Origin of the sequence: Candidatus Defluviibacterium haderslevense (genome assembly GCA_016712225.1) — a bacterium.
Classification (GTDB): domain Bacteria; phylum Bacteroidota; class Bacteroidia; order Chitinophagales; family Saprospiraceae; genus Vicinibacter; species Vicinibacter haderslevensis.
In genome coordinates this window covers 3,925,784-3,949,639 of sequence record JADJRL010000003.1, presented here as the reverse complement: position 1 = coordinate 3,949,639, position 23,856 = coordinate 3,925,784, and the positions used below count along the sequence as shown (strand labels likewise).

At 33.7% G+C, this 23,856-nt stretch carries 23 protein-coding genes; 8 read left to right on the top strand and 15 right to left on the bottom strand.

Features of this window, described 5'->3' with window-relative positions; translation table 11 throughout:
• Positions 1-86: 86 nt before the first annotated feature.
• The 12 genes from IPK88_15540 to IPK88_15485 all read right to left on the bottom strand — a co-directional run bounded on the left by IPK88_15540 (position 87) and on the right by IPK88_15485 (position 16,868).
• On the bottom strand, positions 87-338 hold the full coding sequence (locus IPK88_15540; protein ID MBK8244837.1) for a hypothetical protein: 252 nt from the start codon (positions 336-338) through the stop codon (positions 87-89).
• A 228-nt stretch (positions 339-566) separates the two neighbouring features.
• Positions 567-1,025, bottom strand: a complete 459-nt coding sequence (locus IPK88_15535) for a hypothetical protein (GenBank protein ID MBK8244836.1) — start codon at positions 1,023-1,025, stop codon at positions 567-569.
• 802 nt (positions 1,026-1,827) lie between these two features.
• A complete protein-coding gene (locus IPK88_15530; GenBank protein ID MBK8244835.1) occupies positions 1,828-2,817 on the bottom strand; it encodes a hypothetical protein in 990 nt (329 codons plus the stop codon).
• An 888-nt stretch (positions 2,818-3,705) separates the two neighbouring features.
• Positions 3,706-5,370 carry a hypothetical protein gene (locus IPK88_15525; GenBank protein ID MBK8244834.1) on the bottom strand — a complete coding sequence of 555 codons (1,665 nt, stop codon included), beginning with the start codon at positions 5,368-5,370 and terminating at the stop codon, positions 3,706-3,708.
• A gap of 62 nt (positions 5,371-5,432) precedes the next feature.
• Positions 5,433-6,260, bottom strand: a complete 828-nt coding sequence (locus tag IPK88_15520) for a hypothetical protein (GenBank protein ID MBK8244833.1) — start codon at positions 6,258-6,260, stop codon at positions 5,433-5,435.
• A 280-nt stretch (positions 6,261-6,540) separates the two neighbouring features.
• The gene (locus IPK88_15515) at positions 6,541-6,939 is read right to left on the bottom strand and encodes a type II toxin-antitoxin system HicB family antitoxin (protein ID MBK8244832.1); all 399 of its coding nucleotides are present in this window, start codon (positions 6,937-6,939) and stop codon (positions 6,541-6,543) included.
• 1 nt (position 6,940) lies between these two features.
• Complete coding sequence (locus tag IPK88_15510) at positions 6,941-7,129, bottom strand: type II toxin-antitoxin system HicA family toxin (protein MBK8244831.1); 189 nt, start codon at positions 7,127-7,129, stop codon at positions 6,941-6,943.
• A gap of 480 nt (positions 7,130-7,609) precedes the next feature.
• Positions 7,610-8,806, bottom strand: coding sequence for a GIY-YIG nuclease family protein (locus IPK88_15505; GenBank protein ID MBK8244830.1), 1,197 nt, complete (start codon positions 8,804-8,806; stop codon positions 7,610-7,612).
• Positions 8,793-10,733, bottom strand: coding sequence for a DEAD/DEAH box helicase family protein (locus IPK88_15500; protein ID MBK8244829.1), 1,941 nt, complete (start codon positions 10,731-10,733; stop codon positions 8,793-8,795). The genes IPK88_15505 and IPK88_15500 overlap by 14 nt, the downstream gene beginning before the upstream one ends.
• Before the next feature lie 2 nt (positions 10,734-10,735).
• Positions 10,736-13,417 (bottom strand): class I SAM-dependent DNA methyltransferase, encoded by a 2,682-nt coding sequence (locus IPK88_15495; GenBank protein ID MBK8244828.1) that lies wholly within the window; start codon positions 13,415-13,417, stop codon positions 10,736-10,738.
• Between the two features lie 413 nt (positions 13,418-13,830).
• Positions 13,831-15,150, bottom strand: a complete 1,320-nt coding sequence (locus tag IPK88_15490; GenBank protein MBK8244827.1) for a hypothetical protein — start codon at positions 15,148-15,150, stop codon at positions 13,831-13,833.
• Positions 15,150-16,868: an AAA family ATPase gene (locus IPK88_15485; GenBank protein ID MBK8244826.1), complete on the bottom strand. Its 1,719-nt coding sequence runs from the start codon at positions 16,866-16,868 to the stop codon at positions 15,150-15,152. Before IPK88_15485 ends, IPK88_15490 begins: the two co-directional genes overlap by 1 nt.
• Positions 16,869-18,371: 1,503 nt before the next feature.
• Here IPK88_15485 and IPK88_15480 point away from each other — a divergent pair.
• Entirely contained in the window at positions 18,372-19,121 is a 750-nt protein-coding gene (locus IPK88_15480) for a hypothetical protein (GenBank protein ID MBK8244825.1), read from the top strand.
• Between the two features lie 142 nt (positions 19,122-19,263).
• Here the strand turns inward: IPK88_15480 and IPK88_15475 are convergent, their stop codons facing one another.
• The 3 genes from IPK88_15475 to IPK88_15465 are packed head-to-tail and all read right to left on the bottom strand — an operon-like array spanning position 19,264 to position 20,422.
• The gene (locus IPK88_15475; protein MBK8244824.1) at positions 19,264-19,458 is read right to left on the bottom strand and encodes a hypothetical protein; all 195 of its coding nucleotides are present in this window, start codon (positions 19,456-19,458) and stop codon (positions 19,264-19,266) included.
• Positions 19,455-20,213, bottom strand: coding sequence for a hypothetical protein (locus tag IPK88_15470; GenBank protein ID MBK8244823.1), 759 nt, complete (start codon positions 20,211-20,213; stop codon positions 19,455-19,457). The genes IPK88_15475 and IPK88_15470 overlap by 4 nt, the downstream gene beginning before the upstream one ends.
• Positions 20,180-20,422: a hypothetical protein gene (locus tag IPK88_15465; GenBank protein ID MBK8244822.1), complete on the bottom strand. Its 243-nt coding sequence runs from the start codon at positions 20,420-20,422 to the stop codon at positions 20,180-20,182. Before IPK88_15465 ends, IPK88_15470 begins: the two co-directional genes overlap by 34 nt.
• A 361-nt stretch (positions 20,423-20,783) precedes the next feature.
• On the opposite strand from IPK88_15465, the gene IPK88_15460 reads away from it, so the two are divergent.
• The 7 genes from IPK88_15460 to IPK88_15430 all read left to right on the top strand — a co-directional run bounded on the left by IPK88_15460 (position 20,784) and on the right by IPK88_15430 (position 23,836).
• Complete coding sequence (locus IPK88_15460; GenBank protein MBK8244821.1) at positions 20,784-21,068, top strand: hypothetical protein; 285 nt, start codon at positions 20,784-20,786, stop codon at positions 21,066-21,068.
• A 68-nt stretch (positions 21,069-21,136) separates the two neighbouring features.
• Entirely contained in the window at positions 21,137-21,427 is a 291-nt protein-coding gene (locus IPK88_15455) for a hypothetical protein (GenBank protein MBK8244820.1), read from the top strand.
• 79 nt (positions 21,428-21,506) lie between these two features.
• Complete coding sequence (locus IPK88_15450) at positions 21,507-21,902, top strand: hypothetical protein (GenBank protein ID MBK8244819.1); 396 nt, start codon at positions 21,507-21,509, stop codon at positions 21,900-21,902.
• Positions 21,874-22,191: a T9SS type A sorting domain-containing protein gene (locus IPK88_15445; protein MBK8244818.1), complete on the top strand. Its 318-nt coding sequence runs from the start codon at positions 21,874-21,876 to the stop codon at positions 22,189-22,191. Before IPK88_15450 ends, IPK88_15445 begins: the two co-directional genes overlap by 29 nt.
• Before the next feature lie 65 nt (positions 22,192-22,256).
• A complete protein-coding gene (locus IPK88_15440; GenBank protein ID MBK8244817.1) occupies positions 22,257-22,646 on the top strand; it encodes a hypothetical protein in 390 nt (129 codons plus the stop codon).
• 2 nt (positions 22,647-22,648) lie between these two features.
• Positions 22,649-23,011 carry a DUF1800 family protein gene (locus IPK88_15435; protein MBK8244816.1) on the top strand — a complete coding sequence of 121 codons (363 nt, stop codon included), beginning with the start codon at positions 22,649-22,651 and terminating at the stop codon, positions 23,009-23,011.
• Between the two features lie 147 nt (positions 23,012-23,158).
• On the top strand, positions 23,159-23,836 hold the full coding sequence (locus tag IPK88_15430; GenBank protein ID MBK8244815.1) for a DUF1800 family protein: 678 nt from the start codon (positions 23,159-23,161) through the stop codon (positions 23,834-23,836).
• Positions 23,837-23,856 lie beyond the last annotated feature (20 nt).

Here is a 23,856-nt window from a genome sequence, read left to right as displayed (position 1 = left end):
ACTCCGGATTATGCATCCGAAGCAAGTCGATGAAGTGGAAGCATTAATGATTGATAATCTGGTATCATAATTTGTATATTGTTTCGTTACCTCAGTGCAATGACTTCAATTTTCATATATGGATAATAAGGTAGCGTTGAAAGTTTTTTGTCCACGTCCGCTTTGTCATTGGCCAATAATACCAAGTAAATTCCTGCGGTTTCGCCTTTTATGTATGAAGCCAAAAGTGTCCCATTGTCTTCCAATTCCTTTATTATTTCTTGCTCTCTTGGTAATAATTTCATTCTAGTTTCATTGTCTATGCCTTGTAAAAGGATGTCAATCATAAATTTATTCATTGTATCGTTTTTTATTTGTTGGCTTACTCTAATCGGTTTTCAGCTTTCTCCGTTTTTTAATTTGTCAAAGTTATTATTTTGCAGTCAATTTCAAGTTTGCACTTTCGTTTTTAAGCTGACGCATAACGTTTAGCACTGGCGACGGACGACCGCTAGGGAGTCTGTACGTCCAGTGCATTGTTATGTAATGTATTTTAATTTTATGAAGTAATTCATTTGCTTTAAGCTTCATCCAACATCATTACACTTAATTTCAAATGGATAGCATCCAATTTCTTTAAATCTTGGCAAAATTAAATTCAAATAATAAGAAAAATCAGTATTTCTCTCATATTCTTTGAGCTTATGTGCACCACCCGGACTTATCCAAATTTCATACATTTTATCATCGTTAAATGTGTTTTCTAGATTGTTAATTGACAGAATTATTCCTTCATCTAAAGTATCAACTGAGAAGGAAATTATGTTTACCTTATTCAGAATTTCTCTTTTATTAAATATTGGTTCAAGTTTATCAAACTCAATTTCTTTTGGAAGTATGTCAATATCTGTTTCATCTTCATAGAATGTATTAACAACACAGGAGTTAGATTTAATCCAGAATCCAATAAGAAATTTCTGAATCAGTTCATGTGATGTTTCAATATTGGTATATACTATTATGGTAATGTTTCTTGAGACTCCCATATTGTTTTATTTATATTACATAACACAAAGGAAAGTTGATGCCGACCCCTAAAACCAAGCATTTGGAAAATAAATTTGCAGGCATCAACTTTTTAAGTTGAATAGCTTGTCTCGTCAGTAAGGCGAGAAAGTCGTTACTTGGAACAGGTATATAGGGAAAGGCTGTCATTTATTATTTCCAATTGATTGTTATTTTTAAAGCAATATTCTCTGGAAAGCCTAAAAATAATACTTAGGTAGTTAAATTTTAAATATTTAAATGTAAAAATACTGTTGGCAACCATTTTTTAAGCCCTTAGGGGATAATAGGGATGATTCTGGACAATTATATTGCGATGTACTGTTTGTACAGTATGAGATGAAATGGGGGATATGGAGATGATTGTGTTGGAGATTTAAGACTGCAAGGAGATATAAACTTTAATATGAAATTATAATCTGGTTTAAAATCCTCATTAATAAATTCTATTGAACCACACTGCTCACACTTTAAAGAATCTAATTGAAGTAGTTGTGTAACAATTTCAAATATGGTTCTGATGGTTATACCATTTCGTTTCAATTTTAATGTTGTCTGTTTTTGTACAATTATATGAATGACTAATTCTGGTTTTATTTAATACTAAAGCACCTATTTAGAGATATCGCTGACTTGCCCTGACCAAAAGCGTCTTGACTTCTCCCGACCGAAGCGTCGGGATAGATCAGAAAGCCTATTTTGTTAATCTTTTACCAGAGTTCTTGATCTTCATGGCTTTGACTTGGCGCGTCTTTTGTATATACGGCTTAATTTTGGGCGCGGTTATTGATTTTGTTTTACTAATTCGATATTTTCATTATCAGTAATAACTATTGTATCGCCACCTGGAAACAATCTACTACCCTTTACACAACCTTCTTTATACACTAAAGTTATTGGATCAACAAATGTATATAGAATCGATTTGTAATTGTAATTGTATAATCCATCCGAACTTTTTGGGTAATTCTGGAATAATTTATCATTGTATTTAGGATTCATGGCATTAATTAAAGCTTTTTCAGCGTCTAAATAAATAGTTTCTTTATGCGGCATAGTTTTCCCCATGAAAAAATCCATCATTTCCTGACCCGAAGAGTCTTCACCGAATGACTTAATTTGTATATTATCTTCAAAAGTAAATAGTAATATTATCACTTCATGAGTCGGTAATGATCCAAATGTAAAAGGATATTCAAGCGAAAGAATGTCTTGTAGTTTTTCGTGTCCGGTAAGGCGTTTCCAAACACTTTGTTTTGTGGATTGCCCTACATAATGGACTCTATATTCTGTAAATTTATTTATATCTCCTTCTATTACTGCGTTTATTTGACGTGTCCAAAAATTATAGAGAAATTTATCAGGAGAAAACCAAATTAAAAAGTTATCATCAATATACTTATCTTCATATAATTTTATGCAATGAATATTACTTTTAGGTAGCGTTTTTGAATCAGTTATTTCAGAATTAGATCCCAAATAAATTAAGACTTCTTTATTTTTATTCGTCGCTATATTATTTTGAAATAATGGCAACTTGCATTGAAGTGAGATTGGATTATCAAATTGTCGTATTTCAAATTCCATTTCTAATTTATCATAATTAAAATTTATGTTATCAAAACGGATTTCAGGTCTTTGTGCTATAATATATAGACTACTACTTTCTATAATACTTTGAATGATTGGATCTTTCTTCAAAACTGCAAAATCATAATTACAGATTGGACAATATGCAAGTTTTAATTGATTTAAAATTGTTTTATTTTCCATTATAGATTATTCTGTTCACTATAAAATAATTTTTTTTAATTACGCCCAACACAAAGGAAAGTTGATGCCGACCCCTAAAACCAAGCACTTGGAAATTGGATTTACAGGCACCAACGTTTGTCGATAATTCTTTATTTTTTGCATCGGCGAATCTTCGATGTCAAGTCTCGTCCCCCAGGCGAGAAAGCAGTTACTTGAAACAGGTATACAGGGAAAGGCTGTCATTTATTATTTCCAATTGATTGTTATTTTTAGAGTAATATTCTCTGGAAAGCCTAAAAATAATACTTAGGTAGTTAAATTTTCAAAATTTAAATGTAAAAATACTGTTGGTAACCATTTTTTAAGCCATTATGGGATAAAGGGGATGATTCCGGACAATATTTTGTCATGAACTGTTTGCACAGTATGAGATGAAATGACAGAATATGGAGCTGATTGTTGTGGAGATTTAAGGCTGTAAGGAGATATAAACTTTAATATATAATTATAATCTAGTTTAAAATCCTCATTTGCAAATTCTATTGAACCACACCGCTCACACTTTAAAGAATCTAATTCGAGTAGGCGTGTAACAATTTCAAATATGGTCCTGATTGTTATATCATTTCGTTTCAATTTTAATGGTGTCTGTTTTTGTACAATTATATGAATGACTAATCTGGTTTTATTTAATACCAAATCACCTATACAGAGGTCTCGCTGACTGGTCTCGACTTAAGCGTCGGGACTTATCCTGACCAATAGTGTCGAGTGACTAGTCCCGACCGAAGCGTCAGGATAGATCAGGAAGCCTATTTTGTTAATCTTTTATTTGAGTCCTTGATCTTCATGTCTTTGACTTGGAGTGGCTTTTGTATATACTGATTAATTTTAGCAGTTGGGCATTTATTCATCATACTCTCTATTTGGCAAATTACTGTCGTCTATTTTAATTACTTGTGACATACTAGGTTTAGCACCTCCAAAATGATGTTTAGCAAGTCCAAGTTTTACTAAATATTTAATGCTTTTTAATTCGTCTTGGTTTACAAAATCAAAACGGTATTTTGTTCTTAATGCGTTTACTGTGTCGTACAAATAATAGGAATTCTTGTTGATAGAAGTTATATAGTTTTCAATTTGGATTTTCCAACCATTAGGTCTTTTGAAAATAATTAATAATGCTTGTTGATGTTTCATAAGTTCGTTTTTCTCGTCATTGAAGCAGTCATAAAACAAAGGTCCAATTTTAGGAGAATATAAGTCATCTTGAAAATAGCCAACGACATTTGTCGGCAATACTTGAACTATTGTATTCAATCGCTCTTCAAATGTTTCTCCAAAATTACCATCTAATTCAAAAGCTGCTCCTTGAAATGCCGCTTTACCTTTTATCGCCATAATTGGAGACAAAGCAAATAATACTTTCGCTAATTGCTTCCAAGAACTATAAATTTCAATTAGCAACTGCTTCTTTAATGCAGGATTTGAATAATCACTATTTCTTAATGCTGTCGATGATGCCTTTATTTGTTGCATTAAATTAACAAGAGAATAATCTTCAAATATTTTTTGAATAGATTGATTATAAGGTCGGATTTGATTATAAGATTTATCTAAAAATTGGTCTTTTACAGAATCAGGCAAATTTGAGGATAACACATTTTCCCCTATTTCATTTTGTATTTTTTCTATTTCATTTTCTGAAGGCTTCCATTTAGCATTGTTTAAAGGATTTATTTCACCTTTTATTCCAAGTTTCTCCTCAACAATTATTCTAGTTGAGACTATGTCTTCAAGGAGGATTTTCAATGCGTCATCTCTATTTCTATCTATGCCAGTGTAAAATTCAATTATTTCAGGGTAGGAAGAGTATTTCTTTGAACCAAAAATGTAGTTTTTGAAATCTTTGTCTATATGCATTCTTTTTGCACCGAAGTAATAAATCCAAAAAGTTGATTTAAACCGATACCTGTCGTAATCAAAAATAATAATATTGTTGTTGCTTAAAATTTCAAAAACTACTTCTATGTCCAGGTCAATATATTTTTCCTTGCAGAATTTTTTTAACTCTAAAATAAATTCATCTTTTTTGAATGTATAAATTTCACTCTTCAACATTATTTCACAATATCTACCCAAAACATATTCACAATCTTTTAAGTCAGGCATAGTTTTATACCTAGGAATTTCGCCTAAATCAAATAGAACAAATAATATCATTTCAATCATTTTTGTTCTATTTACTGGACTGTCGTCAAAATATTTTTCTGAAACTTTAAGAATAGTAATGATGTTGTAAGGAGTTCTATGTAGATTTAAACACTCCAATTCCTTGGTTATTTTATTTAAAACAGCATTCTCTTCCCCTATATTTTTTTCGGAATTATATTGCTTAACAATGTTTCTAATCTGATTTCTCGGTAGTGCAATTAGATGAAGCACATCAAAATCTTTGTCAATGAGTATTTCTTTCTCGTCTATAGTTTCATTCTCTTTTTTATTGATATATAATTGCTCGTCAATTGTATTTAAAACTATTATTCTAAGATTAGGATTAGCACCAATCAATCCTTTTAATTTTTTAAGAGATACTTTGTCGGTATTTAAAAATGAATCAAAAATGATACATTTTACATCTTCAATTTTTGGTCTAAAGAATTTACTTCATTTAATACAGATTTGTGAATAGTATGCGGTTTAGTTGATGAGTTGTCTAGGTAAATCCAAAGTTCATTGTTCTCCCAAGCTTCGCTTACAAGATGATGTCCTAAAGTTGTCAACCCAAATTGTGCTGGAGCATTTATAAAGTAGGACTTTTCTGAAAGTAGGATTTCTTCAATTAATACCCTATGACTAAAATTCTCATCAGGATTTTGGGAAAGTGTTCCTGTTCGACTGATAATTGGCTCAATCCAAATTTGAGGTTGCTCATCAAAACCTTTAAGTGAGTCATTAAAACGTTTTTTAAATACTTTCCTTAAAGCTTCTTTATTTATAAGTTGTTTTGCATTAGAAGGGGTTGCAGATTCCTTTTTATACTCCTCAATAAAATAACGTGTTATGTGCTTTCTTAATTTTTCTTCAAATTCAGAAACGCCATTGTAAAAACCATAGATTCCTTTTGGTTGTAATTTTTTTCTAAATTCTTCTATTTTTAGTAATTCAGAAGCATTTATTTCGCTCATTGATTGTGGTGGTTCCTCGTTGAAATAGAAAATTATTTCTAAATCATTTTTTTCTTTATACCTTTTAAATGCTTCATTAAATTCCTCTTCAGTACCTGAACCAGCTCTTGGTGTTGGTGAGCCAAATTTCTTGTTCATAATACCTATAAAGATTTCAAAACTTTCGCCAATTTGGTCAAATATTATTAACTGTCCATCTTTGTCTTTAATTGTTGGTCTTACGTCCTTTTCCCATTTTAGACTTTCAATTCTGAATTTATAAATTTCACCCAATCCAGAATTGATTTCCTCGAATATTTTGTCACACAATATTCTTTCTCTACCTGTGTCACTTGGCGATGCAATAAATGCTTTAAATATTTTTACGTCCATAGTTTATTTTGTCTGTTGTGATGTGTCGTTGCCTTGCTGCCAACGTATTTGAGATTGATGCAGGCAGAGCATTTTCGATAACTGCCAAAGGCAAAAACCTTAAGTCAAATTTACAACATTTTCTGGAATGAAAAATGAATTGCTCTGCTTGCATTAATCTCATGTTATGCCTTGTATTCTTTCAACCTACAGTAAGGCTGATAGAATTTAATTTCAAACTTACCTCCTTTATTGCTTTCATAACTTTTTCAGTTTGTGCTTCTGATGCTTTTTTTGTACCTGAAACATATTGTCTGAGTAAACCAGGATTTAGGTTTCCTGTTTTAGCCAATTGACTGATGTTTACTTCTGGAATCAAATCAAATACAGACTCTAAATCAACTTCAAATTTAAATTTATATCCTTTACTCAATATTTTTTTAAGGTCCGTATCTTCTTTTTGTGCAATATGGAGCATTTTTTCTAAATTTATTTTGACTTCTTGATATGTTTTACCACCAGCAACACAGCCATCTATCTCTTTAATATATGCAAAAAATGCATCTTTATTTCTTTCTATTATTGCTGTTAATTGTTTCATATTATTTTTTTAATCTTGCTTTTTTCAAAATACTAATTTCTGTACCCTTTGGTAAATCTCTAGATCCATGAAATGGAATTACTATGATTCCGGATATTGTTTCGTGTTTGTATATTTTATGACTACCAGTTTGTCTAACAAAATACCAACCTTTCGTTCCAATAAGCTTTTCAAGATCTAGGGCTTTCATAATACGAAGGTAGCATATTAGCTACTTATTTTCAAATATTATTATAATTTATTTTCTTTAAATATGAGGCATAACGTTTTGCGGCTTGGCGTAGTGGCGGATTTTTAGCACAAAAGTTCAATCGAAGAACTGCACTTGAACCTACCACAAAACTGTCATACGAAGCACTGAACCCGCCATTACGCCAAACCGCTGTTACCGGCTGGTGTTCTGTCGTCCGTCCGTTCAAACCATTGTCCCTGTTGAGTTTTGCCGTCATTGTCTGAGTCGTGTCGGGTTGTGCGGTTGCGTATTTTTTATTTTCAGAAGGGGAGGAGATTTTTTTTAATTACTCACTTAATAATTTTTTTTATTGGTGTTCGTGAATGCTTCGCATTTCAATTTTGTCTGGGCTGGAAAGGTGGAAGCTCTTTTGCAAGCTTTGGACTGTGCTTGGGCTTGTGCGGCTTGCAAATGTGCTTACACCTGTGCGTTGGCTTTTCATCTTTCTATTATTTCTTCGTTTGTTGAATCGTATTTGTAATAAATAATGTCGCCCGAAATTATGTAGTGAATTGCTTGTTCAATAATTGCTAACGGAGCAATAAACCATTCTCTTGGCGTGTGTCTGTTGCCGTCTTTGTCAAACACGTCAATGTTTAAGCAAGAGTTACCAAAGAAATTATGAAGCAGTTGTTCCAATTTCTGTGGGTTCATGTTGTAGCATTTATAAGCCATTACAATTCGCACGTCTGCCATTAAATAGGTCGGCTCTTGAAAAGCATTTTTCACTCTGTCCTCAACTGTTGTCTTGGAAAAACCAATTTTAAAAAGGTTGTGAATCTCTTTTATCTCTTTCTTGTCCGACTTTGATTTGAGTATGTAAATAAATCCTGCTTCTTCGTCTTCGTCTGTAATGTTGTTGAATTTATTGGTAAAGTCTTCGTTTGTTTGGTCTGCGTTTTCCGTTACAACTTGTCCATTGGCATAAAGTAATTTTTCAATTGAACGTTTCAGCATATTTGATTCTGTTCCGTTCTCGAAAATACATCTTGTCCGTCCGTCTTCTCTTACTCTTGTTCCGTCTGGTTTGTAATGTTCCTTTTTTGTGATTTCAATTTTCTCTACAAAAAATAAAATTCCGTTGTGAACGTAATATGCACCTTGTCTAAGGTTGCCAAGTTTAAATTCAATCAGTTTTCGTTTTCCTTCTTTCAGGTCTTTTTGAACTGCTTTAAAAATCTGTTCGTATTTGCCAAAGTCTTTGCAAGGTTTTCGTCTTGCAACAAAATCAGTTTCTGCTCTGCTTTTGTCGGTTGGCTTTATGTTTTTCAAGTCAAACAAACCTTCGGTTTCATCATCTAATAAACCCAAAGGGTCATTATCCATAATGTTGTCAATAGAAATGGGTTCTTTGGGTTCAATGCTTAATAGCCCATGAATGTCATGGCTTTTCAGCATTTCCGATTTGGTGGCGTTTACACGAATGGAGTTTAAACGTGAATACAATTGATGTTCCTGAATACCGTTGTCGTCTTTTGGTTCTCGTTTGTTTTGTTCAAAAAACTCGTTTATTTCTTGGAAAGAAGCCACAAGCCTTTCATCTTCATTCCTTGCAGGAGAAGTCGAAGGCTTTACGTTCAACAATCCTAACGGGTCGTTGTCCAATAATTCTTGTAGCTTTTTATCCTTGTCCACTTTGCTTTTTTCGTTTTAAATCTTTTAAATAAATGATGGCTTCTGCCATTCGTTTCTCCAATGGGTCAGATGATGTTACACTTGGTTCTCTTTTTTCTTTATCCATAAACGCTTTTACTTTATCAGGATATAAAAGCAAGGCTTCATCTAAAGTCATTTGAATTCTTGTAGATGCTATTACGTCTTGAATCACTTTCAAAACTTTCGTTGTAACATCTTTTGAAATTATTTCAAATGCTTTTTGGAATGGATTGATGCGGTCAATCAAATCAATGTGCAAATCATCAATATTTACAAACTTGTCTGCCATACGGATAAAGCGTTTGTCGCCTACTTCTTTTAATTCTCCGCTTTTCATAATAGAATCAACCACTACATGCTGACGAACTTCTTCCACTTCTTCGGCTGATAGTTCAGGATATTTTATTTGAATGATTTTCGGAATCAATACTTTGTTTATCACTTCGGGGTCAAGATTTCCCGGAATGGCTTTCAATACGGTATCGTCTTGTAAAATGGTTGCTTTTAAATCGTTCAAGTCTGATTCAATAATGTCTTTTACACGTTTTGAACTTGGTAATTTAAACCCTCTGATTTTTACTTCTCCTGCACCTGCTTTGTCGTCATCCGAAAGTTTTGTTTTGAATTTAAAATTGGGTGCAAGCACTTGTTCCATCAATAGCGAAGCGGTAATTGCTTTCAACATATTGTTTACTGAAAGTTTCACCAAATCGTCTGCTGCATCAGGTTGAGCAATCAGATTGGTAAATTGTGCATGAGTTTTATTGTTGCTGTCACGGGTGCATCGACCAATAATTTGAATTACTTCGGTCAATGAACCTCTGTAACCTACGGTTAAAGCATGTTCGCAAAAAGGCCAATCAAAACCTTCTTTTGCCATACCTAAAGCAATTATCAAATCCATGTCGTCCACGGTTTTGATGTTTCGCAAATAGGTAATTACTTTCTCTCGGTCTTTTGGATTATCATTTACTAAGTCGGCAACTTTGATTATTTTTTTATCGCTGTGCCGTTTTAAATGGATGATACCTGTGTCACTATCTACTTTTTTCACTTCACCAATGGCATCTAAAATCGTGTCCACTTCATTGTGTTTGTCTTTGGTGGATTCGCCTGAATTTACATTAGGAATATGAAGAATAGTTTTTTTCTTGGTGTCTAAAATTTCAAGAATGGCAGAAGTGTATTTGCCTTGATAAAAATGGTAGCCAATGCCCAACGATTTTAAATAGTTGTAGCCGTTTAATTGCTCGTAATAGTTGTAAGTTACTTTAGTAAACTTGGCTTCATCCGCTGGCAATAAAACTGGAACGCTGTCGCCTCTGAAATACGAGCCTGTCATGGCTACAATATGAGCCGTTGACTTTTCCATAATGCTGCGGAGCAATTCACCCAAACGGCTGTCGTTGTCTGCCGAAACATGGTGAAATTCATCTATGGCCAATAACACATTGTTAAATTTACTTTCGTCCAATTCTTCAAATGCAAAACGAAGTGTGGCATGGGTGCAAATCAAAATTTCTTCTTTGTTGTCAATGAATTTTTTGAAAGCCTGAACTTTACTTTTGCTTCCGTCCATGCCTGGGGTGCAAAGGTTGTAATCGTCATTGGGTTCCCAATTGGCGAAAAAGTTGTTTTCTTTTTTTAGGTCTGCTTTGGCAAACGAACCTGCAATAGACCTTTCGGGAACGGCAACAATTACTTTTTTTAAACCTTGTTTTCGGATTTTATCTAAAGCCAAAAACATCAATGCTCTTGATTTACCCGATGCTGGTGGAGCTTTAATCAATAAGTATTGACTTTTGCGTTCTTCGTAAGCTCTGGCTGCCATTGGTCGCATTCCGTTGGCTGTGTTTTTTACACTGTCGCCTGTTTGGTGATATTCTATTTTTACTATGTCAGGCATATTTATTTCTTTTTCTTTTTGGGTTTAGCTTCAATTTCAAACAAAGTGCCTTTGCTTTTTTCGTCTTCTATCATTTGCTCATATAGTTTGAATAAATACTCCAAACGTTCTTCGTCTGTTTCAAATGGTTTGGCTCGGTAGCAACTTTCAACAGCAAGGTCTAATTGATGGTGGGCTTCACGCAAACCATCAGGCATTTTGTCGGGGTCGTAAAGTTGTGCTAAGGTTTTTTCAGAATGATTTTCTCTTTCCTCTAATACTTTGTAAACATATTTTTCTAATTCCTTTTTTTGATTTTCTGTAATGTAAGGAAAAGGAAAGCTAAACCAGCACATGCCCACAGAGTAACGAATCCTTGTTTCTAAACGCCCTGCAAATATTTTGACCCAAAGCAGATGTATTTTAGAATTCAAAATACCAAAAATGTATGTATCTGGGTCGTATATAACTAATGCTGAATTTAGTATGATGTAGGTGTCATCAACGAAGCTAATCGGTATATATGTTCTTCGTTCTGAAGAAACAATAGGAATAACTATTTGGGTGCTTTTTGCTGTATTGAGCATGCAAAATTGATGCGGTCTATCAAGGCAAGCTTGTGCATTTTCTGCACCCTGCTTTCGAAATTCAATAACTTTATCGATTCTTTTTTTTATTGGAGGTATTGATAAAGCTAAAGGCTTATCTGCATTTGTTATCCATACACACCAATTTTGAATATCATTTATGAGTTCATCAGAGCCACTGACTTTCTTGAACAATTTACTTGAATTTGGATAGGTATTTACAATTTCAGTTTTTTCTATATCAGTGAATCGCAGATAGCCACTCTCTAATGGAATATTACCTTGATTCATGTCAGGGAGTTTACTTAATGGGTTTGTCCTTTTTTCAACAAAAATGTTTGGAGCATCAATTAAGTAAGCATTTATATTTAAAGCAGAATATTTTAATTCTTTTTCAAACAGATATTTAGGTTTATTACTCTTTTTTCTTAATCCAATAATTGAACAGTAAACACCTGCTTTGTCTTTGGCATTATTTGTCCAAGGGAAGTCTTTGTGGGCAAAGAAAATTTCAACATCATCAACTAAAAGAAATGGCCAAATATCATTTACTTGAGTTCCTTGACAAATGGAATTAGTAGAAACAAACGCAACATAAATATTGTCATCTAAATACTTCTTGGCTAAGTAAAACCAACAAGCTATATAATCTAAATTATTATACTTTTTAAACCCAGCAAAAACTGTTTTTGTATCCTCTTTTTGTTGTGCACTTTGAAGTTTACCTCCTAAGTAAGGTGGATTTCCCAAAATATAAATTTCATCCCCTTTCTCTTTCGGGCAAACTATTTCCCAATCCAAACGAGTTGCGTTGCCATGCACTATATTTCCTGTTTCGGTTAATGGCAAAGCAGGCTTGGTGCGTCCAAACTCTTTAAAGAAAACTTGGTTCATTTGGTGTTCTGCCAGCCACAAAGAAAGTATGGCAACTTCATGAGCAAAGTCGTCTAACTCTATTCCGTAAAAATTACCCAAACTAATATTGCTAAAAGCCAAACTGCCCATTGCTTTGAAAATATTCATTTCCAACTTTCGCAATTCCTTGTAAGCAATAATTAAAAAATTGCCACTGCCGCAGGCAGGGTCAAATATTTTAATGTTCCAAATTCGATGCAGTAATGCGTTTAGTTTTTTGTTGTTGCCTTTGGCTGCTTCAAATTCTTCGTAGAGTTCGTTCAAAAAAAGTGGTTCAATCACTTTCATAATGTTAGGCACACTCGTATAGTGCATTCCTAAACCGCCACGGTGTTCAGGCGTTATCACCGCCTGAATCATTGAACCAAAAATATCGGGATTGATGGCACTCCAATCCAATTCGCCACTGTCAATTACAGATTGTCGGCTTTTACGAGTAAATTTTGGTGCGGTGTGTTTGTTTCTAAAAAGTCCACCGTTTACATACGGAAAAGCAGTTAGGTAATTTGGTAAATTCTTTCTTTTGCTTTGCTCCGTATTCATTACCTCAAACAACTTGTCGAGGTAAGTATTTAGGTCGCTGCCGTCTTGTTGGGTGTGGCTTCCAACGCCCAATGTAAATTGCCCTTTGTCTAAAATGCCTGTGTCTTCTGCAAAAAAGCAAAACAACAAACGTGAAAGAAACACATTCAGATTATGAACTTCGGCTTGTGTTTTTATTGGGTTGTCTTTCTTAATGTCGTCATAGAGTTTTGCCATTTTTTCGGCAGCTCTAACATCAGCAGGATTTTCATTTTGGTGTTGTGCTTTCTCCATGCCCGCCCAAGGCAAAAAGAAATCAAAGTGTTTGGCAATGTCAGTGATAGCAATGTCTAAAGTGTCTTGCGTTTTGGTGTCAACCGCCAAAAGATTTTTGTAATCAGTTACTACCACAAAACGAGGTTCGTGTTTCACGGCTTTATTGTCTGCGGTTAGGTCGGCAATGAGTTCATGCAAGTCAACGCCTTTAACGGATTTAAAAAATAGTTTCTTTTTCCAAGCAATTTCACCGTCCACTTTAGAAAGGTTCAGTCCACCGTCTTTGATGCGTTTTATAGTTGCTTTCGGTTGTCCGTAAGCCAATAACAAATCATAAATGAAACTCTCTTTTTTAAAAGTCTTTATGAGTTGTTGTAAGTTATTTTCTATCTGGGCTATGTTCATTTATTTATGTCTTTTCGCTAAACAATTTAGCTCGTAAAGTTAATATTTAAGAGTCCGATTGTTGTCGGTGCGTTGGCAAAATTGGCTCTTTTGCAAGCTTGGGTTTGTGTGTCGGCTTGTGCGGCTTGCAAATGTGCCAATGTGCGGCTGGCTAAAATTGAATTAAAAAAAATGTGCGGTGGGGAAAATAAAAAATACAGAAGGGTCGGCAATGAGTGTCGGCTTACTCGTTGTCCGTTTGAAATATGGTCTGTATGTCTTTGGTCACCTGTCAAAATGGTTTACTTTTTTCTTGTTTATGTTGGTCTTTGTCTGCTGTGTCGTATCGTTTTACGCTTGCTGGTAACGGTTTGGCCCAACCCCCCCCTTTTGGGTAGGTGCTGTTAGGCGTCTGGCCTTCTTGTCCTGCTTGGTTAAAAGTCGTTGCGTAATACATTGTCAAGCTTGATTAATAAATTTGTTTCAATTTCTGAATGGTCTACCGAAGACCAAAATGGCACATCAACAATTTTGATTTTTATTTCCTCATTTTGATTTGATTTCTGAATTTTGAAAACGTAATCTTCTGCTAATTTTTCAGAAGTGTTCGGATAAATTAGAATTACTTTTTCTGTTCCTCTTCGATATGCATAACTAATCATTTGATACATATCTGTCTGAGAAACGCCTTTTTTATTGTCAGATGATTTTAAATCCCATCTAGGCTTATACTTTGTGTCGATAATTATTTTCTCTTTAGTCTTTTTATTTGTCAATAAAATGTCGTGTTGTAAGTTAAATGTTTTCGGATTTTGATGAAGATATAGTTCCGATTTTTGGGATTCAATTTCAAAGTCCTTGCTAAAATGGTCTTTTAGAAAACCCGAAATGAAATCTTCAAAAACATATTCCATCGGAAATAGCAAACTCCAATTTTTCATTTCATATTCAGCATGAGAATAAATCTGATTTTCAAGAATCATTCTACAGCATTGCATCACATCTTCATACTCGTCAAATAAAGTCGGTACTCTTATTTGATTCAGTTGATTTATTGTACAGGTTTGGTCTTCAACCTCGTCAAGTATATGAATGATTTCATGAAGTATTCTTTGCGTTTCAGGTATTGTCGTTTGTGTTAGTAGCAGTCGAACGCAATGTTTAATAATTCTATTGACTTTATTGTCGTAAACGAAAGGCTCATAATCACAATCAATAAATTGATGTCTGCCATAAGTTAGGCTTGTTGTGTATCTATTGAAATTAATTTTACCTCTTGGAGTCAATAACGCCTCTTCTACTTCCTCATAAGCAGAATAAGGCTTTGCGCTAACAGTTTCGTTGATTTGTTTCCCGATTAAATAAATAATCAATTCAGGGAATCGGTCGATTTCAAAGTTGTCTAGGAAAGATTGGTTAAAGGGGAATTTTATTTTTTTACAATAACTAAACCAAAAGAACAAATGCCTATGCATTAAATCCTTATTTGGATATTGCATATTTTGAAAAACCTTTGGATATATTTCTAAAGAATCATCATTGCAATTAATGAAGCCAACAAAATTATTTGCTTTAGCTTTTTCGCCATCAAAAGAAATAAAAGGTTGATAATTTGAGTTATTTACAATTTCTGTTTCTTGATTTTCATCAACCCAGAGGTTTTTATAATCTTGCCATAGAAAACGCAAGTAACCCTCAAGACCTTTTCTGTCTTTTACGGTAATCTCTTCGCCATATTCAAATAGAGTAAACATTAACTTATCGGTTGAATAATCCAATCGTATTTCTCAATGTCATATTTGATGCTCCACGAACTATTTTTAAATATTTCTTCGACTACTTCAGTTTTACCTGAAAAATATTCCATCAGAAGCGGAATAATTTTGTTCTTGATTATTTTGAATGTATCGAGACCCGTCATAAAATAGGCATGCCCAATTAGATAATCTGCTGATTTTTTACGAGAATATATTTCCTTGTTTATGTGTTTGAGAAAAACGCCATCACTCTCTTCCAACTTACTATAATCAGGGAAATATCCAATAAACTCAAAACGTCTTCTAAGTGCAATGTCGATAAGAGCAATTGATTTATCAGCGGTATTCATAGTACCAACAAGATATAGATTTGGCGGTACGCCAAATTCTTTATCTCCGTTTGGTAATGTAAGTCGTAATTCGTTTTTTGCATCAATTCTTTTGTCTTCTTCCAAAAGAGTGATTAATTCTCCAAAAACCTTAGAAATATTAGCACGATTAATTTCATCAATGATTAATACGAAATTTTTGAGTTTCTCTGTTTGTCCGTTCCCCACTGGCTTTCTTTTTTCTCGGATAAGCTTCGCTAGGGGATTATAATAAACGGAAAGTCCAGATGTAACCTCTTTAATACCTTCAACTACATCTTGAAGTGTTTGAATACTTAAAGTGTGTTGAGTACCGCCTGATGGCTTTGTAAAATGAATAGTTGTGTCGCTTACATCGGTGATTTTATATTTAAGACCAGAAACCATTGTGATTTCAATGCTTTCATTTTTTTCTTCAATTGGTTTAATGATTTCACTGAAAACTTGGTCAAAGGACTTGGCCAAGGCTGTTTGTTCTTTTGAAGCAAAATAATTCTCTCTTGCTTTTTTTGCTATCTCATAAAAAATTCCTCTGTAAGGTTTGAAGCGCAAATGTTCGAATTCAATATCAGGTCGTATTCCAACCATAAAGTCTTCGTAGGAATAGTTTTGATGAAATGTAACGAATTCTATTTGCCCTTCTTTTTTTAATTTGTCGAAGATTACTTTACTGTCTTCATGATTACTTTTAATTCCAGTAACAATTTCAACTGCTTTGTCAATGCTGTTGTAAGTCTTACCTGTTCCTGGAGGGCCAAATAAGATAATATTGTTCGGATGCTTTTGTAATTCCCCTTGCACCTTAATTTTTGTAGCACCTTCGGAAATAAACTCTACTCCAAAATGAGGCTCAAAAATATTTGTGTTTGCCTCTTCTATTTTATCAATCGTAATTTCTGTAAACGTGCTGTTGCCACTTGGATAAATAAACTCTTTGAATGATTTTAAAGGAGAAGGGTCAGGGTTTGTCGCTGATTTAATGTATTCAACTTCTCTATATATCCATCCATTTTCATCAGTTATATCTTCGGGAACATAGCCCCAAGAACCTGCTTTTACTTTTGCAATCGTAAATAACTCATTTCCGCCTATTGTAATGTAAACATAGTCGCCTTCTGTTAAATCATTTTTAAAGGCTTCGGCTTGTCCTTTTCCGGTGTTTTCATGAATTACTATCCATTGATTCTCTTTAAATACATCTCTTATACTTTCATTAGCTTTTGTTTTAAAGGAGCCATGCGATATTTTGTAAAGTCTTTTTTGATTAAGAGGAATAGTCAGTAATTTATCCTTTATCGGCTCATCATCGATTATCAAGTTTTTGTTGTCCGAATACAACTTTATCATCTCTTCAAAATCAAAATTTTCAGGAGACACTTCAATCGGACCTTTTAAATATGATTCGTCTGAATGTCTGTAAACACCGTACTTAATTGTTCCGTGATGAAAGTCAGCAAAAATTTGTAAGCCTGTCGATTGAGTTGCCTGTTTGTTATTGAATATTGCAAACCACAGTCTATCGCTTCCTTGTTGTCTTGCTCCTTGAAAGTCAAAGTATATGTGCTTTACTTTTCCATTTAAGTCAAGGCGATTGATTATTTCAGAAATAAAATCATCAATAAATTTCCTTATTGGATTGTGGCCGTAGAAAGTGATGATTGGAAAGAAAATCGAAAAATAGTTTTTGTAGGCACGATATTGATTCTCTTTTCCTGTCTTATGTTTAATAATGAAGCCTTCAAGTGTCGACAAGTCAAGTTTATTACCTTCTTTAAGAAATTTTAAAACGTCTTTTCTTAAGTCAACAATAACACCTGAACGTGAAGCGTAATAATCGGAAGCCTTTTGTAGTTCGTCCTGTGGGACTGAATTTAATTTTACTACTAAAGCATTATTGTCGGCATAAAGAGTTGCTATTTCTGTCGAAATTTCACAAACCTCCTTAACTCCTTTTTTAATTTCTTGTTCTGTCATATTGTCGGTTTATTTTCTGTCGTTGTCGGTCTCACAGGCTTGCGCCTAACATTTGGGTTCCCGAAAGTTCATTCGTGAGTTTCGTGAATATCGCTTATATGTTTTGGTACTTAAATCATTCATAATGAAATAGTTAATTTGCCATCTTGATCATTTATTTATTTAATATTAATAATATGACTATTCTAAATTAATAAGAAAATTCAATCTATTTAAAATATATCTATTGACATTCATAACATACATTGGATAGAATTGTATTTATAAATCCTTCTAAGCTTCAGAAACATGACCAACAAGATCAATACTAAATTACAATATATTTATAAATATCAGTTCTACCTTCTACATGACAAATATATCAAAACTTATCTGAATATATTGACATTCTTACAAAATAAATTTTTGTAAACTAATTAAGTGGGTAACTTATCTTTTGCTTCAACGCAAAAATGGGTTCCGAATCCAAAGTATACATTGGAATTCAAATTCTTATAGTGTGCTGTTTGTCTTTCTATTTAATTGGTTCATCTATAATAAGAACCAGTAATTCCCAACCCACCGCTGCTCTGCAGGTACTAATTCTTCCTTGGGTCATTTTTGTATTGCTGAATCAAGGGGTTTGTACATGTCTATCATACTTTTTTTACTCAAGAATTAAACTTTTTTTGGATTTTTTTAAAGAATATTTTGCCACGAGTACTCCACGAATATTCCACGAGTTATCCTAGTATAATTCGCATGCTTTCCACTTCTGGGATCTCTTCCTGATAATAATATTTACATATTCAAATTCGTTTTAGCACTGAGAGCAATATGTTTTTTGATCCTGATCAAAAAACATGGTATTTATTTTAACACTAAAAGTTTTTAAGTATGGGACGCCAAATCGGATTAATTAAAATCTCAGGTAAATTCAATGATTTGAGTTTTTACAAAAGCAAGGATGGGTACATCGTTCGCACCAAAGGAGGGGCCAGTAAGGCCCGTATCAAAAAAGATCCTGCATTCGCAAGAACTCGGGAGAATAATCAGGAGTTTGCAGAAATAAATCATTCGGGCAAATGGATTCGTACCTCATTTAGGAACATTACTGGCAATGAATCCGACGCTTTAGTGGTGAGTCGAATGGTGACGCAACTTTCTAAAGTGATAAAGTTGGATACCATTAATTTACGTGGATCTAGAAAAGTAGGGATGGGCTTATCTACTAATGAGGGTAAGAAATTATTGAAGGGATTTAATTTCAATATTGCATCCTTATTGAGTAAAGTGCTTAAAGCCAATTATCAAGTGGATAGTGCAAGTGGGGTGGTGCGTATTCCAGATTTCATACCGCAGCAGGATTTGGTTTGTCCAGCTTCTGCTACACATTGCAGGATTGAAAGTGCTTGGTCTGAAATTGATTTTGCATCGGGTGTGATTCATTCATCCATCAGTTCTGCGGTAACATTAGTCTTGGATCAAACTAAAACTAATGTGGTGTTAACTCCAGCGCAGGCACCGATAGGGTCAGGCATTTTATTTGTTGTATTAAAGGTGAGCTTTTTTCAGGAGATCAATGGGCAGGTGTATTCTTTGAATAATGGATCTCTCAATGCTATTGAAATCGTATCGGTGAGTTAGAGGGATTGATTTAAGATGGGTGAGGACTGGCAATTGGTTCGTATTTAATTTTACCTATTTGAATACCATTTGTTTTATAGATTCCTAAACATACACTTTGATCATTTCAATTAAGTCAGACAGCTAAAAGAAAAATTGAAATTCATTCATTTACATGACTTACGACCATTTTATAGGGTTGAAAATTAGGGCTTTTAATTAAATAAATACCGAAGCTCAAATCCGATATGTCAATATGTTGATAATAATGATATATCATTTCCTTACCATGAAGTATACCGTTTAAATCATATATTTCAATTGGAATAGGTAATTGAACACTTGGATCCAATTTCAAAAAGTGTTGCTTGGATTTGGATAGAACAACAATTTCTTGACAATAGAAATATTTTCAATAGCTGTCACATCACATTTACAAGGTATAGACTGTGTGCTGATGACAAGGTTGTCAAAATAACGTTCTTGTTGCACAGGAGAACCAGCATTCCAATAATTTTCAAAGAATACAGCATTAATATGCATATTAGCAGGATTGGAATTCCATGTGCTATGCCAATCCAGGGTAGTAGCTGATGCTTGTAAGGTGTCATTGATCCAAAATTCAAACACCCCGTTTTTTTGTCCGGGTGTATTCAATTTAACATGACCGACCACACAGAACCATCTACCTGCATTTCTTGTACTAAACATATCAATATTACCCGCTTTAAATCCCAACCATCGCAAATTATTGAAGTCATTGTATTTCGTAGATTTAAGTACACCATCAGTTCCAATGCCGCTAGCTGGATCCATTCCTAGGTATTCATCTTTAGTTCCACCGGACCAGAGATGAGCCATCATTCCTTGAGCCCAATTGCTATTTGCTAAACATAATGCTCTACTTAATTTTGCAGGACCTCCACCAATCCAACCTGCTTGAGCCATTACATCCATCCGCCAATAGATTTCATCAAAGTTTTGAGTAGGTTGTGCAGCATATTTGCCTATATAAGTATCGGGAGTTTTGCCAAAAGATTTAGATAAGGATCCAGCTCCGACCTCACCTTGTTGCCATTTCACACGCATACCCCTAGAATGATCTCGACCCACCTGATCCATTTTAATAAAATCTCCTGATTGTCATTATATTCAAAATACTTTTGATTTAATGGTGTAGCATCTTCAAAATCATCACACCAAATAGTACCTTTTGGCGCGTTTTTACAATTAAAGCATTGACTATGGCCTGGAATTATTTGCAAACCAAAAGCAATGATCAAGACCAAACTTATTATGAATAAGAAATTCAATTTAAACATAATGTATTTATTTAGCTTATTGCGTAACTTAATAAACAAAGATAGTTAATATCGCCTTGATAGTTGACCAAAATTAATATAAGTTCACATCTAAAAATAAATTTGAATAATGAAGCAACAACTTTGCAGCATCCGTAATCAACATACTATATTGCATTTAATAAATACTAGTATGATAGATTCATTTTAATTACAAATGAAAATAATTAAAAAATGAATTGCCACTAAAGTATAATTAAACAATGTATTAATCCAGCAAATTCATCATTAATGTAATCCATAAAAGCATTGAAATTATTACAATTACATCAAATAACCACTTGACCATAATTCAAAATGAAATCATCATCAATTCTATTTTTTGATCACCATTTTCTCATTCATTGAAGCATCTTATGCTCAACAAAATAAATGGCAATTATGGACCACTGGCTTACCTCAGGGTACTTTTCCTAAATTAGCCATTGCAAAAAATCATGATATATATTACGGACTTGTTGGGACATCATCACCTAAAGGTATTATCTATAAATCCAACACCTTACTTGCAAGTGGTCATTTTGAAGCACTGCCTATAATCCCAATTCAAAAAGCATTACAAATAATATTCAGGAAATCATCTGCAATGATAATAATGAACCAATAGTAGGAATATTCAGAAGCGGTATCTCTGAACCGTTTATTTTTAAATATAATTTTTCTAATAATTCATGGTTGCCTGTTAATGTAGATTATCCTCCTGTCCTAGGTGCATTCTGTATGGCAAAATCACCTAATGGAAATATATGGGTTGGTGCGAAATGGTCCTATATATACAAGAGCACAGATCAAGGAAATTCTTTTAAGAAAATTGATGAAACGGCTATCGTCAAAAATAATTATCCCTGCTATTATCCAACTTGGGGTGGGGCACCTTCAGATGGTGCCATCTATAGTGTTAACGTAGATCAAAAAAGGAAGATTATACGCAGGAACCGAAGGCGCTGGAATTATATATTCAGATGATGATGGAACGAGTTTTCATCCTGCAGATTATTTTGCCTGCCAATCACAAGATGCTACCCTAAAGGATAGTTTGAGCCCCATGAAAGCATTATCTTATACTGGAAATCTTGGCGCATTGGGCTTCACAAAAAACGACGACTTGATATTTAATGGCACCAATTTATGGGCGTTCAATTGGAAACAATCTTTAGGTTTTGCTGATATGGATCAACACAAAGTTTATGAAGTGAATGGCTTTTTACCATATCTTATCACTGCAGGATTGCAAGTAACCAAAATAGTAACCACAGATAACGGACATATTTATCTTCACTCAGGCAGTAATTCATCAACTCCTAAGGATAGTGTTGGCATTTACACTTCATTAGATGGAATCAACTGGCATCTTTTTAATGATGGAATATCAAGTGTAATTAATGGTCAATCTCAAGGCGCCCTTGCTGTCGATGGAAATACTGTATTTTTGCTACACTGATGGAAAAATTTGGAAATATGAATCTTCTACAACAACGTCTATTCACCATCAAACAATAGAAAATAATATCAAAATATTCCCAAATCCTGCCAGTACAAAATTATACTTTGATAACCCATTCGATCACAAAGTGATTTCGATTTACAATTCTAATGCTAGTTTGGCACAAGTGTCGACTATTAACAATCAACAAATAGATATCAGTACTTTGTCAAATGGTTTATTTTATTTTAAAATCAATAGTGAAAATAAAATATGGGTTGGCAAATTTATAAAACAGAATTTATAAAATTAGCCATATCTAAACCACAAAAATGAATCATTAATTTATTATAGTAAAGCAAGTTTATGGGAATGTTAAAATTATATTCAGGACCTTTTGGAAAATCAGAAGTATTACACTTACTTCGCAGAACAATGTTTGGTGTAAGCAAAGCCGATCTCCATTTTTTCATGAGTAAAACGCTTAGTGAATCACTTGATATTCTCATCAATACCAAACCCACGACTCCAAATCCACCACTTAGAACTTATTACAATAATACAGATCCATCAAAAGATACTTTTGATAAAATTAATAATAACGGTACTATTGAAACTATTGTAAACTGGGGCGAAACCTGGGTTGACAAACCTGTACAAACTAATTTTTTAGCCAGTTCCAATAGTGCGCGAAGACTCAATTTAAAACAATGGTGGACCGGCTTACAGATACATCAAGACAGAAGTGTCTATGAAAAATGATTATGTTCTATCAAACCCTGTTGGTAACGGAAGATGCAACTCTTGAAAATGCACATATGATGTATGCTACTCAATCGCTCTACAGAAAATATGCATTCGGAAATTACAAACAACTCGTAAAAGATATTACGCTTGATCCCGGTATGCTCCGATATTTAAATGGTGAAAAAAATACTAAAGCTGCACCAGATGAAAATTTTGCTAGAGAATTACAAGAACTTTTTTGTGTTGGCAAGGGCCAAGGTTCTGGATATACGGAGGAAGATGTCAAATCAGCAGCAAGAGTATTGACAGGTTGGTATGTTATTGAACGAGGAAATGTCAATGGTGTCCAAATGAATATTTTACCTAAAAAAGGCATTTAATAAAAATAATCATGACAATGGCGTAAAAACGTTTTCACCATTCTATAATAACCTTACCATTTCACCGGATAGATCTATAACAGATCCAACGCCCTTTGATACCATAGAAGAAAAGCTAGCTTTTTGGAAATCGATCAAATGATTGAAATGATTTTTGCTACTGATGAAGTATCCAAATATGTTTGTCGAAGATTATGGAACTATTTTGGATATTACGACATCACACCTGAAATTGAAGCTGAACTTATCGAACCACTAGCAGAAATCTTTAGACAAAATGTCAATGATCCAGATCAAATGCGGTATGTCATTCACGCCCTTTTTAGTTCAGAAGTATTCTTTAAAAATGAGCACAAAGGTTGCATGGTTAAAAGTCCTATAGAGTTTACAGTCGGCATGATCAGACAACTGGATTATCCAACACCTAAATCCATCCAATTAGAGGCACAATATTATTTTTGGAATATCATTCGTACTCATATTTTCAATCAAGGCCAAGATATTAATGACCCACCAAATGTTGCAGGATGGCCGGCCTATTATCAATCACCATCGTTTCATGAAATATGGATAGATACATCAACTTATCCAATTCGGTTAGGATCCATATCTGCCATATCAAGATCTAATTTTGCATTACCAAAAACAAATACTTACGATGGTGCTAATAGTCCATCTTATGGATACATTACCAAAATGGATTATATTAATAAGGAATTTATAGCTGATCCGAATACAACGGATCCGGTATCCAGAAAGGTGCCTTCCATGCTTCAAGACTTAATACAATATTTAATGAGTTCTGCAGAATTTCAATTATGTTAATCCCAATATATTAATTCAAT